At 65.7% G+C, this 14,923-nt stretch carries 10 protein-coding genes; 8 read left to right on the top strand and 2 right to left on the bottom strand.

The genetic code is table 11. The features are described from left to right. The first annotated feature begins 364 nt into the window (after nucleotides 1–364). The 7 genes from ACCQ13_RS20165 (at nucleotide 365) to ACCQ13_RS20135 (ending at nucleotide 10,704) form a co-directional block, all read left to right on the top strand. Nucleotides 365–1,681, top strand: a complete 1,317-nt coding sequence (locus tag ACCQ13_RS20165) for an MFS transporter (RefSeq protein WP_104604758.1) — start codon at nucleotides 365–367, stop codon at nucleotides 1,679–1,681. A 10-nt stretch (nucleotides 1,682–1,691) separates the two neighbouring features. Further along, the gene (locus tag ACCQ13_RS20160) at nucleotides 1,692–2,684 is read left to right on the top strand and encodes an endo-1,4-beta-xylanase (RefSeq protein WP_104604756.1); all 993 of its coding nucleotides are present in this window, start codon (nucleotides 1,692–1,694) and stop codon (nucleotides 2,682–2,684) included. A gap of 51 nt (nucleotides 2,685–2,735) precedes the next feature. Then, a complete protein-coding gene (uxaC, locus tag ACCQ13_RS20155; protein ID WP_159407873.1) occupies nucleotides 2,736–4,157 on the top strand; it encodes a glucuronate isomerase in 1,422 nt (473 codons plus the stop codon). A 74-nt stretch (nucleotides 4,158–4,231) separates the two neighbouring features. Next, nucleotides 4,232–6,940 carry a beta-galactosidase GalB gene (gene galB / locus ACCQ13_RS20150; RefSeq protein WP_159407872.1) on the top strand — a complete coding sequence of 903 codons (2,709 nt, stop codon included), beginning with the start codon at nucleotides 4,232–4,234 and terminating at the stop codon, nucleotides 6,938–6,940. A gap of 80 nt (nucleotides 6,941–7,020) precedes the next feature. Further along, nucleotides 7,021–8,187: an endo-1,4-beta-xylanase gene (locus tag ACCQ13_RS20145; protein ID WP_159407871.1), complete on the top strand. Its 1,167-nt coding sequence runs from the start codon at nucleotides 7,021–7,023 to the stop codon at nucleotides 8,185–8,187. A 305-nt stretch (nucleotides 8,188–8,492) separates the two neighbouring features. Further along, the gene (locus ACCQ13_RS20140; RefSeq protein WP_159407870.1) at nucleotides 8,493–9,488 is read left to right on the top strand and encodes a hypothetical protein; all 996 of its coding nucleotides are present in this window, start codon (nucleotides 8,493–8,495) and stop codon (nucleotides 9,486–9,488) included. Between the two features lie 178 nt (nucleotides 9,489–9,666). Then, nucleotides 9,667–10,704 (top strand): SMP-30/gluconolactonase/LRE family protein, encoded by a 1,038-nt coding sequence (locus ACCQ13_RS20135; protein WP_104605485.1) that lies wholly within the window; start codon nucleotides 9,667–9,669, stop codon nucleotides 10,702–10,704. Nucleotides 10,705–10,757: 53 nt separating this feature from the next. Here ACCQ13_RS20135 and ACCQ13_RS20130 read toward each other — a convergent pair whose 3' ends face one another. Then, nucleotides 10,758–12,482 carry an IlvD/Edd family dehydratase gene (locus tag ACCQ13_RS20130; RefSeq protein WP_159407869.1) on the bottom strand — a complete coding sequence of 575 codons (1,725 nt, stop codon included), beginning with the start codon at nucleotides 12,480–12,482 and terminating at the stop codon, nucleotides 10,758–10,760. A gap of 186 nt (nucleotides 12,483–12,668) precedes the next feature. Further along, on the bottom strand, nucleotides 12,669–13,631 hold the full coding sequence (locus tag ACCQ13_RS20125) for a LysR family transcriptional regulator (protein ID WP_104605489.1): 963 nt from the start codon (nucleotides 13,629–13,631) through the stop codon (nucleotides 12,669–12,671). Between the two features lie 158 nt (nucleotides 13,632–13,789). On the opposite strand from ACCQ13_RS20125, the gene araD1 reads away from it, so the two are divergent. Next, nucleotides 13,790–14,797, top strand: coding sequence for an AraD1 family protein (araD1, locus tag ACCQ13_RS20120; protein ID WP_104605491.1), 1,008 nt, complete (start codon nucleotides 13,790–13,792; stop codon nucleotides 14,795–14,797). Nucleotides 14,798–14,923: the final 126 nt, after the last annotated feature.

Raw genomic sequence — 14,923 nt, 5'->3', positions numbered from 1 at the left:
AGAACGGGCGATCAGTGGCGTTGGATGTTAGCGCTACCAAATCTGCAACATCACGCTGCAGGGCAGCATAGGCGGGCCGGCCAGGCAATCCGCTGCGCGGGCGCGTTATCGCTGTCCGGTTTGCGCACGCAGGTGGCATGCGCCGTGTTGCAGTGCGCGATGGATTTCGCCGGTCGGCATGGTAATGGTAGCGCTATCACCCGTGGCGCAAGGCCACCCTCGTGCAGGTGCAGTGGTCGATGAAACCCAGCGAAGAACGCGGCAGCCACATGCCTGACCGGCACCGCAGCGGTGCGCGCACCGTCCTTGCCGCCATGCCGGTCCAGCAGCGGCGCGGTACATGCCCGCCACGCAGGCCATACGCATGAGCGAGCCTGCCAAGGACGCGCCTGTCGTTGCGCCAGCGGGGCTGGGCCGCGTGCGCTGGCGGGTGTGCGCACTGTTGCTGGCGGCTACCACCATCAACTACATCGACCGCCAGGTGCTGGGCGTACTGGCGCCCTTCCTGCAGACCGAGATCGGTTGGAACGAGATCCAGTACGGCTACATCGTCACCGCCTTCCAGGCCGCCTATGCACTGGGGCTGCTGTGCAGCGGCGCGGTGATCGATCGCTTCGGCACCCGCATCGGCTATGCGCTGGCAATCGGGGTATGGAGCCTGGCAGCGATGGGGCACGCGCTGGCAAGCAGCGTGGTGGGCTTTGCGATTGCGCGGTTCTTCCTGGGGCTGGGCGAGTCGGGAAACTTCCCCGCCGCGCTCAAGACCGTGGCCGAATGGTTCCCGCGCCGCGAGCGCGCGCTGGCCACCGGCATCTTCAATTCCGGCTCCAATATCGGGGCCATCGTGGCGCCGCTGCTGGTGCCGGTGATCGCCACCGCCTGGGGTTGGCAGGCGGCCTTCCTGTTCACCGGCGTGCTCAGCGCCACCTGGTTGCTGGTGTGGTGGGTCAGTTATCACCCGCCCGAGCAACAGCCCGGCTTGTCGGCGGCGGAGCTGGCGCATATCCGCAGCGACGCGCACGAGCCGATGCAACGGCGGCTGTCGTGGTTGCAGGTGCTGCGGCATCGCCAGGCCTGGGCCTTTGTCCTGGGCAAGTTCATCACCGACCCGATCTGGTGGTTCTTCCTATTCTGGCTGCCGAAGTTCCTGCATGCCGAATACGGTTTGAGCCTGCTGCAACTGGGTGCACCATTGATCGTGATCTTCGTGCTGGCCGACGTGGGCAGCATTGCCGGTGGCTGGATCGCCGGGCGGTTCATCGCGCGCGGCTGGAGCGTCAATCGCGCGCGCAAGACCGCCATGCTGATCTGCGCCGTCTCGGTAGTGCCGATCGTGTTCGCCGCGCGCGCAGACAATCTGTGGTTGGCGGTGGCGTTGATCGGCTTGGCGACCGCCGCGCACCAGGGCTGGTCGGCCAACTTGTTCACGCTGCCCTCGGACATGTTCCCCCGCCATGCGGTGGCCACGGTGGTGGGCATCGGCGGATTCGCCGGTGCAGTGGGCGGCATGCTCATCGCCACCTTCATCGGATTCTTGCTACAGGCGACCGGCAGTTATGTGCCGGTGTTCCTGATGGCCGGTTCTGCCTATCTGCTGGCGCTGGCCGTCGTGCATCATCTGGTGCCGCGGCTGGAACCGGCGCACCTGCCGGCGGCCACGACGGCGCCGCCATCTTCCTGAGGAACGCATCATGCAGTTGCATAGAGTGGGGTTGGGCGTGTTGCTCGCCGCAAGCATCGCATCGGTGGCCCAGGCCGCACCCTTGGCAGCGGGCGCATCCAAATTTCTGGGCAGTGCCTACAGCCCGCAGCAGGCGCCGGGATTTGCGCAGTACTGGAACAAGCTCACGCCGGAGAATGCCGGCAAGTGGGGCACGGTGGAGGCGGTGCGCGACCAGATGGACTGGAGCGGGCTGGACACGGCCTACCGCTTTGCCAAGGCCAACGACATGCCGTTCCAGATGCATGTGATGGTGTGGGGCAACCAGCAGCCGGAATGGATCAAGACCCTGCCACCGGCCGAGCAGCGCCGCGAGATCGAGCAGTGGTTCGCCGCCGTGGCGCAGCGCTACCCGGATATCGATCTGCTGGAGGTGGTCAATGAACCGCTCAACGACCCGCCCAGCAAGAGCGATACCGGCGGCGGCAATTATCTGCAGGCGCTGGGTGGCAATGGCGCCAGCGGATGGGAATGGGTGCTGCAGCAGTTTCGACTGGCGCGGCAGTACTTCCCGCACACCACGCTGATGATGAACGACTACAGCATCACCAACAATGCCAAGGCCACGCAGCGCTATCTGCAGATCGTGCAACTGCTGCAGCGCGAGCATCTGGTGGATGCCATCGGGATTCAGGAGCATGCCTTCGAAACCACGCCCAATGTGGCGATGTCGGTGCACCGCGCCAACCTGGATGCGCTGGCCGCCACCGGCCTGCCGATCTACATCACCGAATTCGATCTGGATGGACCCACTGATGCGCAGCAGCTGGCCGATTACCAGCGCGTATTCCCCATTTTCTGGGAGCACCCGGCGGTGCGCGGCATCACCTTGTGGGGCTTTCGTCCCGGCCTGTGGCGCGACAAGGAAGCGGCGTATCTGCTGCGCGGCGATGGTAGCGAGCGCCCGGCCTTGACCTGGTTGCGCGATTACGTGGCCAGCCATCCCGGCACGCCCGCGCCATGACGCGGGCGGCCGACAGCGTGTGTTTCCCGTCTTTCTTGGTGTCCTGATTCCATGTCCACAGCTTCTCCCCTGACCCTGCACGACGACCGCCTGCTGCCCGCCGACCCCGGCACGCGTGCCATCGCACGCCGCCTGTATGCACGGATCGCCGGGTTGCCGATCATCAGCCCGCACGGGCACACCGATCCGGCCTGGTTTGCGACCAATGCGGCGTTCGCCAACGCAACAGAACTGCTGCTGGTGCCCGACCACTACGTGTTCCGCATGCTCTATAGCCAGGGCGTCGATCTGGAGGCACTGGGCATTCCGCGTGCCGACGGCACCCGCGCGGCGGTGGACCCGCGTGCGGCATGGCGGGTGTTTGCCGAACACTTCGCGCTGTTGCGCGGCACGCCGTCGGCGTTGTGGCTCAACCATGTCTTCCACGAAGTGTTCGATCTGCGCATCCGGCTGGATGCGGCCACCGCCGATCACTATTACGACCACATCACCGCTGCATTGCAGACCCCGGCATTTGCGCCGCGCGCGCTGTTCGAACGCTTCCATATCGAGGTGATCGCCACCACCGAATCGCCGCTGGACAGTTTGCAGCACCACGCCGCCATTGCCGCCAGCGGATGGACGGGCCGCGTGCTGACCGCCTACCGTCCGGATCCGGTGGTGGACCCGGAGCACGAACAGTTCGCTGGGGCGCTGCAGCAGTTCGGCGCACTCACCGGCGAGGATGTGCTGACCTGGCCCGGCTATCTGCGTGCGCACCGGCAGCGCCGCGCGTTCTTCGCCGCGCACGGCGCCACCTCCACCGACCACGGCCACCCCAGCGCGGCGACGGCAGATCTGTCGCCGGGCGAGGCGCAACGCTTGTTCGAGACGGTGGTGCGCGGCGCCGCGACGCCGGCGCAGGCCGAACTGTTCCGCGCGCAGATGCTGACCGAAATGGCCGGCATGAGCCTGGACGACGGGTTGGTGATGCAGCTGCATCCGGGCTGCCACCGCAACCACAACCAGCCTTTGTTCCAGCGCTACGGGCGCGACAAGGGGGCCGATATTCCGATGCGTACCGACTATGTGCAGGCCCTCAAGCCGCTGCTGAATCGCTATGGCAACGATGCGCGCTTGCGCCTGATCGTGTTCACCCTGGACGAAACCAGCTACAGCCGCGAGCTGGCGCCGTTGGCCGGGCATTACCCAGCGCTGCTGCTGGGCCCGGCCTGGTGGTTTCACGATGCACCCGAAGGCATGTGGCGCTTTCGCAAGCAGACCCTGGCCAGCGCCGGCTTCTACAACACGGTGGGCTTCAACGACGACACGCGCGCCTTCCTGTCGATTCCCGCGCGGCACGACGTGGCGCGACGCGTGGATAGCGCGTTTTTGGCCACGCTGGTGGCCGAGCATCGGTTGGATGAAGACGAGGCTATGGAGATCGCAGTGGACCTGGCCTACCGGCTGCCCAAGCAGGCGTACAAACTGTGAGGCCGATGGCACGGCTGCGGCAAGCGCTCGCCTCGTGCGGTCTGGGCCCGGCCGGCGGGTGCTGGATGTCGGTGATGGTGATTGTGATTGTGGTGTGTGCGGTGCTGCCCGCACTGGCCGCCGCGCAGCCGGTCAGTGTGGCCCCGCGCGAGCGTGTAGCGCTCACGGCGCAATGGCGCTTCCACCGCGGCGACCCGCCGGGCAACACCGTGGTGCTCGATTACGACGTGCGCCCGGAGGTGATGCGCAGCGAGGACGGCAAGGTGGCCGATGCGCGCCCGGATCAGGCGCAGCTACTGCAGCCACCGGCCAAGGACGTACTCAAGCCGTGGATCCTGCCCACCGGCAATGCGCTGATCGCCGATCCTGCGCAGCGCCATCAGCGCCCGCCAGGCCATCCAGGCAGCGGCGTGGCGTATGTGCAGGCAGATTTTGACGACAGCCGTTGGCAATCGGTGGACCTGCCGCACGACTGGGCCATTGCCGGGCCGTTCCTGGCCGAGGGCCCTTACGGTGGCATGGGCCGGCTGGCGAGCTGGGGCGTGGGCTGGTACCGCAAGACCCTGGACATTCCGGCCAGCGATCGCGGCCGCTCGTTGTTTCTCGATCTCGATGGCGCGATGTCTTATGCCACGGTCTGGCTCAACGGCAAGCTGGTCGGCGGCTGGCCTTACGGCTACAGCTCCTGGCGCGTTGACCTGACTCCGTATGCCATTCCTGGCGGGCGCAACCAGCTGGCGATCCGCCTGGACAATCCGCCCGACTCGGCGCGCTGGTATCCCGGCGGCGGGTTGTATCGCCAGGTATGGTTGACCAAGACCGCGCCGCTGCATGTCGCGCACTGGGGCACGCAGCTGACCACCCCGCAGGTCTCGGCGGCATCGGCGCAGGTGCAACTGGCCGTCACCCTGGACAACGCCGCGCGCACTGCCACGCAGGCACAGGTGGACACCGCGATCTACCACCTCGATGCCGACAGCGGTACGCCCAGTGGCGCGGCCGTGGCGCACATCGCGCCGGCGCAGGTTGCGGTGCCTGCCGGCGGCAGTGCCCGCGTGCAGGGCACCGTGCAGATCGAGAACCCGCAACTGTGGGGACCACCGCCCACCCAGCAGCCGCATCGCTATGTGGCGGTGACCGAGGTGCGCCAGAACGGGCAGCTGGTGGACCGCTACGACACCCCGTTCGGCATCCGCAGCATCGTGTTCGATGCCGACAACGGCCTGCTGGTCAACGGCGAGCGCGTGCCCATCCGTGGTGTGAACAACCACCACGACCTGGGCGCGTTGGGCGCTGCGTTCAATGTGCGTGCCGCCGAGCGCCAGCTGCAGTTGCTGCAGCAGATGGGCACCAACGCGATCCGCATGAGCCATAACCCGCCTGCGCCAGAGCTGCTGGAACTCACCGACCGCATGGGCCTGCTGGTGGTGGACGAAGTCTTCGACAGCTGGGAAATGAAGAAGACTCCGTTGGATTTCCACCTGGTATTTGGGCAATGGCACGAGCCGGACCTGCGCGCGATGCTGCGCCGCGACCGCAATCATCCGTCGGTGATGTTGTGGAGCGTGGGCAACGAAGTGGGCGAGCAGTACACCGGCGAGCAGGGCGCGGCCATTGCGCGCAAGCTGCATGCCATCGTGCACGACGAAGATCCCAGCCGCCTGGCCACGGTGGCGATGAACTACGCCTCGCCCGAGATGCCGCTACCGGCCGCGCTGGATGTCATCAGCCTCAACTACCAGGGCGAGGGCATTCGCGATACGCCCGAGTTCGAAGGTACCGAGCGCATACGCAAGCAGCCGCAATACCCGGCATTCCATGCGAAGTTTCCGCACAAGGCCATTTTCAGCAGTGAGACTGCTTCAGCAGTGAGCAGCCGCGGGGTGTATCTGTTCCCGGTGACCCCGGACACCAGCGCACCGGTGCGCGAGGGACGCGGCGGCGATGCGGTGGCGCATCAGGTCAGTGCCTACGAATTGCATGCGGTGGATTTTGGTTCCAGTGCGGACAAGGTGTTCGCCGCGCTGGACCGGCACCCGTACGTGGCCGGCGAATTCGTCTGGACCGGCTTCGATTACCTGGGCGAACCCACGCCGTACTACAGCTCACGCAGTGCGTACACCGGCATCTTCGATCTGGCGGGTTTTCCGAAAGACCGCTACTGGCTGTATCAAGCGCGGTGGCGCCAGGACCTGCCGATGGCGCACTTACTGCCTCACTGGAGCTGGCCGGGACGCGAGGGGCAGGTCACCCCGGTGCATGTGTTCACCTCCGGCGATGAGGCCGAGCTGTTCGTCAACGGCGTCTCGCAGGGGCGCAAGCGCAAGGGGCCGCTGCAGTACCGGCTGCGCTGGGACGATGTGGTGTATCAGCCCGGTGAATTACGCGTGCAGGCGTACAAGAACGGCAGGCCCTGGGCGAGCGACCGTGTGCAGACCGCCGGCCATGCCGCACGCCTGCAGGCAACGCCCGACCGCCGCCGCATCCGTGGCGATGGCAAGGACCTGAGCTTTGTCACCGTGCGCCTGCTCGATCGCCAGGGGCGTGCTGCACCGACCGCGGGCGACCGCCTGCGCTTTCGCATCGAGGGACCGGGCGAACTGGTGGCCACCGATAATGGCGACCCCACCAACCTGGAGTCGTTCGCCTCGACACAGCGCAACGCCTTCAACGGCCTGTGCCTGGCCATCGTGCGCGCACGCGCCGGTGCGCGCGGGCCGATCACCTTGCATGTGGAATCGGACACGCTGCAGCCCACCAGCGTGCAGGTGCAGGCGGAATGAGTGAGCTGCCTACCGATGCACACCGGCCGGCCCTGGCCGCACCCCCTGCCAGATGCCTGCCCGTTGCCATGAGAACGCGCATGCCCAACCGACCATTCCTGCTGTGCTGCGGCTTGCTGCTGGCGGCGAGCACGAGCGCTGCACCGGCCCTGGCCGCGCCGGCGTGCGCGCCCGCAGCGGCGACGCTGAAAGGTGCATATTCCAGCGGATTCCTGCTGGGCACGGCAGTCAATGCCGAGATCGTCTCGGGCAAGGACGCTGCCTCGGCGGCGCTGGTGGCCTGCCACTTCAATGCCGTCACGCCGGAGAACGTGATGAAGGCCGAGGTCGTCGCCCCACGGCCGGGTGTGTTCGATTTCGCCGCCGCCGATGCGTTCGTTGCCTATGCGCACCGCCAGCGCCTGTTCGTGGTCGGGCACACGTTGGTCTGGCACAACCAGACCCCGGAGTGGTTCTTCGTGGATGCGCACGGCGCACCCAACACCGCGGCGGCACAGATCGAGCGCATGCGTGCGCATATCGAACGGGTGGCAGGGCGCTATGTCGGCAAGGTACAGGCCTGGGACGTGGTCAACGAGATCATCGACGAAGATGGCAGTTACCGTCCCACCAACTGGGTGCAACGCGTCGGCGATGGCGACACCGTGGTGCGCAATGCCTTCACCTTCGCGCAGCGTTACGCGCCGGACGCCGAGCTGTACTACAACGATTTCAACGCCTGGCGGCCGGCCAAGCGCGATGGCATCGTGCGCATGGTCAGGATGCTGCAGCAGGCCGGCATCCGCATCGACGGCGTCGGCATGCAGGGGCATTGGGGGCTGAACTATCCCAGCGTGCAGGACATCGAAGCGGCCATCGATGCGTATGCCGCGCTCGGCATCAAGGTCATGGTGACCGAACTGGACGTGGACGTGTTGCCGGTTACCAGGGAAGGCCAGGTAATCGGCACCGGCCTGGCGCACAAGCAGTTCCAGCTGCCGGAATTCAAGCGCTTTCTCGACCCATATCGCGATGGCCTGCCGCCGCAGGTGCAGGCACAGTTGACCGAGCGTTATGCGGAACTGTTCGCGCTGTTCTGGCGCAAGCGCGACACGCTGGCGCGCGTCAGCGTCTGGGGTGTCAGCGACGGCATGTCATGGAAGAACGACTACCCGGTGCCCGGCCGCATCAACTATCCCTTGTTGTTCGATCGCGACCATCGGCCCAAGCCGGCACTGGAGGCGGTGTTGGCGGTGCCTGAAGAGTAAAACGGCCAAATGGTTCATTGCCGGCATGATTTACCGGGGATATGACTGTTGGGCGGGCAAGTTTCACTCAGACTCGCACAGCCGAGACGCAGCGCGGGTTTGAATGCGTCTATGAGTCAACTCCCGCTGAATTTCTCCACGCACTACGGCGAGTCGGGTCTAGGCGATCCTGTCACCAAGCGGTAGACAACGCGCAACACGGTCGGTGCCGGGGCTGTTGATTGACAGTGATGCGGATTGCGCCATCATGAGACCCTGGAAATGCAGGCAGATGACGGCGACCAACGTTGCGAGGCGCGTGCAACATGCACTCAGTCACTCACCAAGATTTGCACGGGAAATTGCTGAGCGGGCTACTTCTCGCACTGCTGCTCTGGCTACTGGTTTCTCCACCGCTTGCGCATGCTGTTGACCTTGATCCGTCTGCATCTGCGGCGACTGCGGACACGATCGAAGCCGCCGCAGTGCGGAGGTCGAATGAATCCGATCTTGCGCTCTCTGAGCGGGTCAAGCAACGCTACGAGAAGATGCGGAGTGCATTGATGGCCAATCGGTCATGGTCGGGTCTCGATGCTCGCCAGGCCCGTCAAATGTTCGAGGTCGCGAATGCGGCCTCGTTCTATACCGGCGATTCCAGGATCACCGAAGACCAGGTCAAGGCCTTGGCTGCCCTGGAGCGCCTTCATGCATCAACGCCTCACGATGTCGTGCAGACCTATCGTGCGCTGTTGGCAGCGCGAGACTTTGCTGCCGCAACGGCATTCTTTGCGCATCACGCTGACGGGCTGGCTCATCCACCACCGGAGGTGGTGGAGCCCATCGCCGTTGCCGCAGGGTTGCCAAGCGAGTTGCGTATCGCAATGCATGGCAGGCGGCTCTTGCATGTCGCCACGCACCTCGATGCCGCTCGCCTCATCATCGTCGTTGCAGATCCGCTGTGTCCCTACACGCAACGCGCCATGGCTGCCATCGGCCAGGATCCGGCATTGAACGCAGTGATGCGATCTCATTCGAAATGGATCGCGCCGCCGAGCAGGCAAGACGATTTTTCGGTGTTTGCCGCTTGGAACGCGAGATACCCGCAGCAGCAGATGTCGCTGGCGTACCGCAGGAGTGATTGGCCGATGCTGACACAGTGGGCAACGCCGATGTTCTACTTCATGGATGCGGGCCGTGTGATCGACACGGTCGCTGGATGGCCAGCACAAGGCCACAGGGCTGAACTATTGGCTGCAGCCAAGCGGACTGGCCTGGAGCTATCTGAAGATCAGGTGGAGACAGCTCCGGATGGAAAGCGCTGAGGGACTGTCGTGTTACTGGCTTCAACGACCTCATCCTGGGCAGCGCAGCCTTGTATCGATCCCACACGAGGTGAGTGACACGTTGCACCAGCGCGCAATCACTGCAGCGCCCTGCAGTGGCTGACACGCTGCACAGACTTGATGGCATCATGAGGCTGGACCTGAAGCCGGATGACCGATGCGCGTGTCGCCCTACCTGTTGTTGGCTGTTCCTCTGCTGGCCATTGTCGCTGCCTGCACCAGGAAGGAAGCCCCGCCGCCGCGATTCACCGCCATCGGGCATCTGGAAACCTTCGACCAGCGCTTCGGCAAGGTAGTCGCGGCCGATGCACGCATCGAGAAGCTCACTGAGGGCTTCACCTGGTCAGAAGGGCCGGCATGGGTGCGCAGCGGGGGCTACCTGTTGTTCACCGATGTGCCGGAAAACAAGCTCTATCGCTGGTCCGAGGAGGCTGGCCTGTCGGTGCTGTTGTCGCCATCTGGCTATACCGGCCCGGAACAGGCCACGCTGCGCGAGGCCGGCGCCAATGGCTTGTATGCCGAGCCCGGTGGCACGGTGCTGCTGGCCGATTCGGGCACCCGCATCGTGGCCAGGCTCGACCCGGCCACCCGCAAGAAGACCCCGCTGGCCACCCGCTTCGAGGGCAAGCGCTTCAACAGCCCCAACGATGTGGTGCGTCGCCGCGATGGCGTGGTGTTCTTCACCGACCCGCCGTATGGCTTGAAGGATCTCAATGATTCGCCAGTCAAGCAATTGCACTTCAATGGGGTGTATCGGCTGGATCCCGACGGCAGCGTGCACCTGCTGGACGACAGCTTGAGCTTCCCCAACGGCATCGCGCTATCGCCCGATGAGCGCACCTTGTACGTGTCCAATTCCGATCCGAAGCGTCCGATCTGGATGGCCTACGCGCTCGATGCGCACGGCGCCGTCACCGGCAAGCGCGTGTTCGCCGACGCCTCGGATCTGGTCGCCAAGGATGCCCCCGGCCTGCCCGACGGCATGGCGGTGTCATCGGACGGCCATCTGTTCGCCACCGGCCCTGGCGGCGTCATCGTGTTCAACCCGGCCGGCCAGCGGTTGGGCCGCATCGAAACCGGCGAGGCGATCTCCAACTGCGCGTTCGGCAATGACGGCCATACGCTGTACATGACCTCGCATGCGATGCTGGCGCGGGTGCGGGTGAAGGCGCTGGGCATCGAATTTGCGCAGTAGTCCGGTGCACGCCGGATCGCTCGACGCCGCGCCCAGCATTGGCTGCGCGCTGCTCAGTGCGAATCGTCGCCCACTGCCGCGCCGCTGCCGCCGACCAGGAAGTCCAGGTCGGCACCCAGATGTGCCTGCTGCACGTGCTGGACATACAGCCGGGTCCAGCCACGCGCCGGTGGCTGCAGTGGCACCCACCCCTGGCGGCGGCGCTCCAGCTCCTGATCGGAGACGTCCAGGTGCAGGCGCCGGTTGGGGACATCCAGTTCGATGAAATCGCCCGTGCGCACCAGCGCCAGGGTGCCACCGGCGGCGGCCTCGGGGGAGGTGTGCAGCACCACCGTGCCGTAGGCGGTGCCGCTCATGCGTGCGTCGGAAATCCGGACGATGTCGGTGATGCCACGGCGCAGCAGCTTGGGCGGCAGCGGCATGTTGCCCACTTCGGCCATGCCGGGGTACCCGCGTGGGCCGCAGTTCTTCAGCACCATCACGCAGGTTTCGTCGATGTCCAGGGTCTCATCGTCGATGCGTGCCTTGAAATCGGTGATGTCCTCGAACACCACGGCGCGGCCGCGATGCTGCAGCAGATGCGGCGAGGCGGCAGACGGTTTGATGACCGCCCCGTCCGGCGCCAGGTTGCCGCGCAGCACGGCGATGCCGGCTTCGGCCTTGAAGGGGGCCTCCAGGGCGTGGATCACCTCGCGGTTCCAGCACGGTGCATCGGCGATGGCCTGCCCCAGCGTGCGACCGCTGGCGGTGAGCGCATCCAGGTGCAGGTCGGCGGCAATTTCGCGCAGCACCGCCGGCAGGCCACCGGCGTAGTAGAAATCTTCCATCAAGTACTGGCCAGATGGCTTCAGGTTGACCAGGCAGGGCAGGCGCGAGCCGAGGGTGTCCCAGTCCTCCAGCGTGAGCTCCACGCCGATGCGGCGAGCCAGTGCCAGCAGGTGGATCACCGCATTGGTCGAGCCGCCGATGGCGGCATTGGCCTTGATCGCGTTTTCGAAGGCGGCGCGGGTGAGGATCCTGGACATGCGCAGATCCTCGCGCACCATCTCCACGATGCGCCGGCCGCTGAGGTGCGCCAGCCGGTAGCGGCGTGCATCCACCGCCGGGATCGCGGCGTTCTCGGGCAGCGACATGCCCAGCGCCTCGACCATGGCCGCCATCGTCGAGGCGGTGCCCATGGTCATGCAGCTGCCCTTGGAGCGCTGCATGCAGGATTCGGCCTCGACAAATTCGGCCTGGGTCATGGTGCCGGCACGCACCATCTCCGACATCTGGATCACGCCGGTGCCCGAGCCCACCGGCTGGCCCCGCCAGTTGCCCGACAGCGACGGCCCGCCGGACAGGCCGATGGTCGGCAGATCGACGCTGGCCGCGCCCATCAGCAGCGACGGCGTGGTTTTGTCGCAGCCCATCAGCAGCACTACGCCGTCCAGCGGATTGGCGCGGATCGATTCTTCCACGTCCATGCTGGCCAGATTGCGATACAGCATCGCGGTGGGGCGGATCTGGGTTTCGCCCAGCGACATGACCGGAAATTCCAGCGGCAGGCCGCCGGCTTCGTAGACACCGCGTTTGACGTGTTCGGCCAGTTCCCGGAAGGAGCTGTTGCAGGGCGTCAGCTCCGACCAGGTGTTGCAGATCCCAATGACCGGGCGGCCGTCGAACAGGTCGTCCGGCAGGCCCAGCCCCTTGAGCCAGCTGCGGTAGTAAGACCCCTGTTTGCCTTGCCGGCCGAACCACTGCTGGCTGCGTCGGGACGGCGTGTCCGGTGAATCCATGAGCGAGGGATCCTTGAGTCGGATGAGCAGGTGCAGCGCATGGCGCAGGCGGGTTCGCGCTCAATCCTACCGGGCACATTGATACTGTAAAAATAACAATATTCAGATCATCGATAGCAACATCGTTATCGATCTGCTGACCGAGGCGGCTGTTCGGCATCTCGGGCTGCGGCCAGGGGCGCGCGGTCAGGCATCTGCGGGCAGGGCGCCTCCGCCATACACCTGGGCTCCCACCTCTTGCAACATGGCCAGGACGGTGCGTGCACCGGGCGACAGCAGCCAGTCGGTCCGGGTGATGATGCCGAACGCGTCCATCCGGCAGGACAAGGCGACCGGCACGATCTGTACCATGCCGTGGTCCACGTAATGCCGGGCGACGTCCACCGGGACGACGGCCAGGTTGTCGCTTTCCTGCAGCATCTTGGTGATGAACATCAGTGCGGTGGTGGCGATCACCTGCTGCGGCGGTTCCAGGCCGGCGCTCTGGAACATCAGCTCGAAGCGGTGGCGCAGCACGCTGCCTTGCGGCGGCACGATCCAGGAAGCGGCGGCCAGTGCCTCCAGGCTGTGCTGCTGGTGCTGCAGGATCGGGTGCTGCGGCCGCACGATGGCGCAGATCTCTTCACGGGCCAGCGCCTGGTAATGCAGGTTGCGCTTGTCATGGCGGGCGAACAGGCGGCCGACCATGAAATCGAGCTTGTTCTGGGCCAGCCGCTCCAGCAGCACGTCGCTGCTTTCCACCAGCAGCGAGACGCGCAATGCCGGGTGCTGCCGGGTGACACGCGCCAGTGTCGGCGGCAGCAGCGTCATGGCCGCCCCGGCGATGGCGCCGATGCCCACGGTGCCGCTGTGGCCCGCCTTGAGTGCCTGGATCTCGGTCCCGGCCTCGCCGAGGCTGGCAAGGGCGATGCGGGCATGGCGGATCATGCTTTCCCCGTACCAGGTAGCGCGCATGCCGCGTGGCAGGCGGTCGAACAGCTGCACCTCCATCATGTCTTCCAGATCCTTCAGCAGCTTGGAGGCCGCCGGCTGGGACATGTTCAACACCTCGGCCGCGCGATGGATGTTGCCTTCTTCATCGATGGCGATCAGCAACATCAGCTGCCGGGTCTTGAGGCGCGCGCGCAGGAACCAGGGAGCGGAGGTCATTGGTAGGTCAATGCCAATTTGGGTATGGGTTTTTCCCAAATCTATATTTGTTGTGTATGCGTGGCAATCGCACACTGCTGCTCGCCGCCGATCACGCGTGCCCGACTGGCGCGCGTGGGGCACGGCGATCCGCTCCTCTGGCGAGAAGGTGGCAGGCAATGCGATTGATCCAGTTTCTCGATGCTGCAGGCGTCCCGTGCGTGGGCGAGGTCACGGCCGACGGACAGACGGTCCGCCGGATCGACGGCGTCGATTCCACTTACGCGCTTGCCAGCGCGGCCATCAGCGCCGGCCGCTCACTGGAGGCGCAGGTTGCGCTGCAGGGGGGCGACAGCGTGCAGCCGTATGCGCCATTGCTGGCTGCGCTGCGGGTGTTGTCGCCGCTGCAACACCCCGACCCTGCACATTGCATGGTGTCCGGCACCGGGCTGACCCATCTGGGCAGTGCGGCCGCCCGCGACGCCATGCATCAAACCCTGCAGGCGCAGCACGCTGCCGGCGCGCTCACCGATTCGATGAAGATGTTCCAGTGGGGGCTGGAGGGTGGCATTCCCACCGATGGCACACCGGGCGTGCAGCCGGAATGGTTCTTCAAGGGCGATGGTGCCGTGCTGGTGGCGCCGGGCGCGCCCCTGCCGTCTCCGGATTTTGCGCTGGACGGCGGCGAAGAACCGGAGTTGGTGGGCTTGTACCTGATCGGTGCCGATGGCACGCCGCATCGCCTGGGGTTTGCGATCGGCAATGAGTTTTCCGACCATGTCACCGAACGCCAGAATTACCTGTATCTGGCGCATTCCAAACTGCGCGCCTGTGCGGTGGGACCGGAGTTGCGCAGCGGTGCGCTGCCGGCCGATCTGCGCGGCGTCAGCCGCATCCGCCGCGGCGAGCAGCTGGTCTGGGAAAAACCCTTCGTGACCGGCGAGGCCAACATGTGCCACTCGCTGGCCAATCTGGAATACCACCACTTCAAGTACGCAGCGCATCGTCGGCCGGGCGATGTGCACCTGCACTTCTTCGGCACGGCCACGCTCAGTTTTGCCGATCAGTTCCAGGTGCAGCCGGGCGACTGCTTCGAGATCGATCTGCCTGCATTGGGCCATCCGTTGGTGAATCCGCTGGTGCGCAGCGATTCCGGGTTCGCCCTTGGCGGCGTGCATGCGCTTTGAGGTGGCCGTGGGCGGGAAACGCCTGGCAGGACCGCTGCTGCGCAGGCGTGCGTTGCGCAACGGAGACCTGCGTGGTTGCGCGTGAGGCGATGCGTGCGCATGGACGTGCCGCATTGCACCCGATCC

This window comes from Xanthomonas sp. NCPPB 1638, from assembly GCF_041475635.2.
GTDB classification, from domain to species: Bacteria; Pseudomonadota; Gammaproteobacteria; order Xanthomonadales; family Xanthomonadaceae; genus Xanthomonas; species Xanthomonas cucurbitae.
Note: the sequence above shows the minus strand (reverse complement) of the source record. Positions and strands in the feature narration are given on the sequence as shown.

Coding starts and splice junctions, on each gene's coding strand:
- ACCQ13_RS20165 (WP_104604758.1), top strand. CDS start 365: ATGAGCGAGCCTGCCAAGGACGCGCCTGTCGTTGCGCCAGCGGGGCTG.
- ACCQ13_RS20160 (WP_104604756.1), top strand. CDS start 1,692: ATGCAGTTGCATAGAGTGGGGTTGGGCGTGTTGCTCGCCGCAAGCATC.
- uxaC (WP_159407873.1), top strand. CDS start 2,736: ATGTCCACAGCTTCTCCCCTGACCCTGCACGACGACCGCCTGCTGCCC.
- galB (WP_159407872.1), top strand. CDS start 4,232: ATGGTGATTGTGATTGTGGTGTGTGCGGTGCTGCCCGCACTGGCCGCC.
- ACCQ13_RS20145 (WP_159407871.1), top strand. CDS start 7,021: ATGCCCAACCGACCATTCCTGCTGTGCTGCGGCTTGCTGCTGGCGGCG.
- ACCQ13_RS20140 (WP_159407870.1), top strand. CDS start 8,493: ATGCACTCAGTCACTCACCAAGATTTGCACGGGAAATTGCTGAGCGGG.
- ACCQ13_RS20135 (WP_104605485.1), top strand. CDS start 9,667: ATGCGCGTGTCGCCCTACCTGTTGTTGGCTGTTCCTCTGCTGGCCATT.
- ACCQ13_RS20130 (WP_159407869.1), bottom strand. CDS start 12,482: ATGGATTCACCGGACACGCCGTCCCGACGCAGCCAGCAGTGGTTCGGC.
- ACCQ13_RS20125 (WP_104605489.1), bottom strand. CDS start 13,631: ATGACCTCCGCTCCCTGGTTCCTGCGCGCGCGCCTCAAGACCCGGCAG.
- araD1 (WP_104605491.1), top strand. CDS start 13,790: ATGCGATTGATCCAGTTTCTCGATGCTGCAGGCGTCCCGTGCGTGGGC.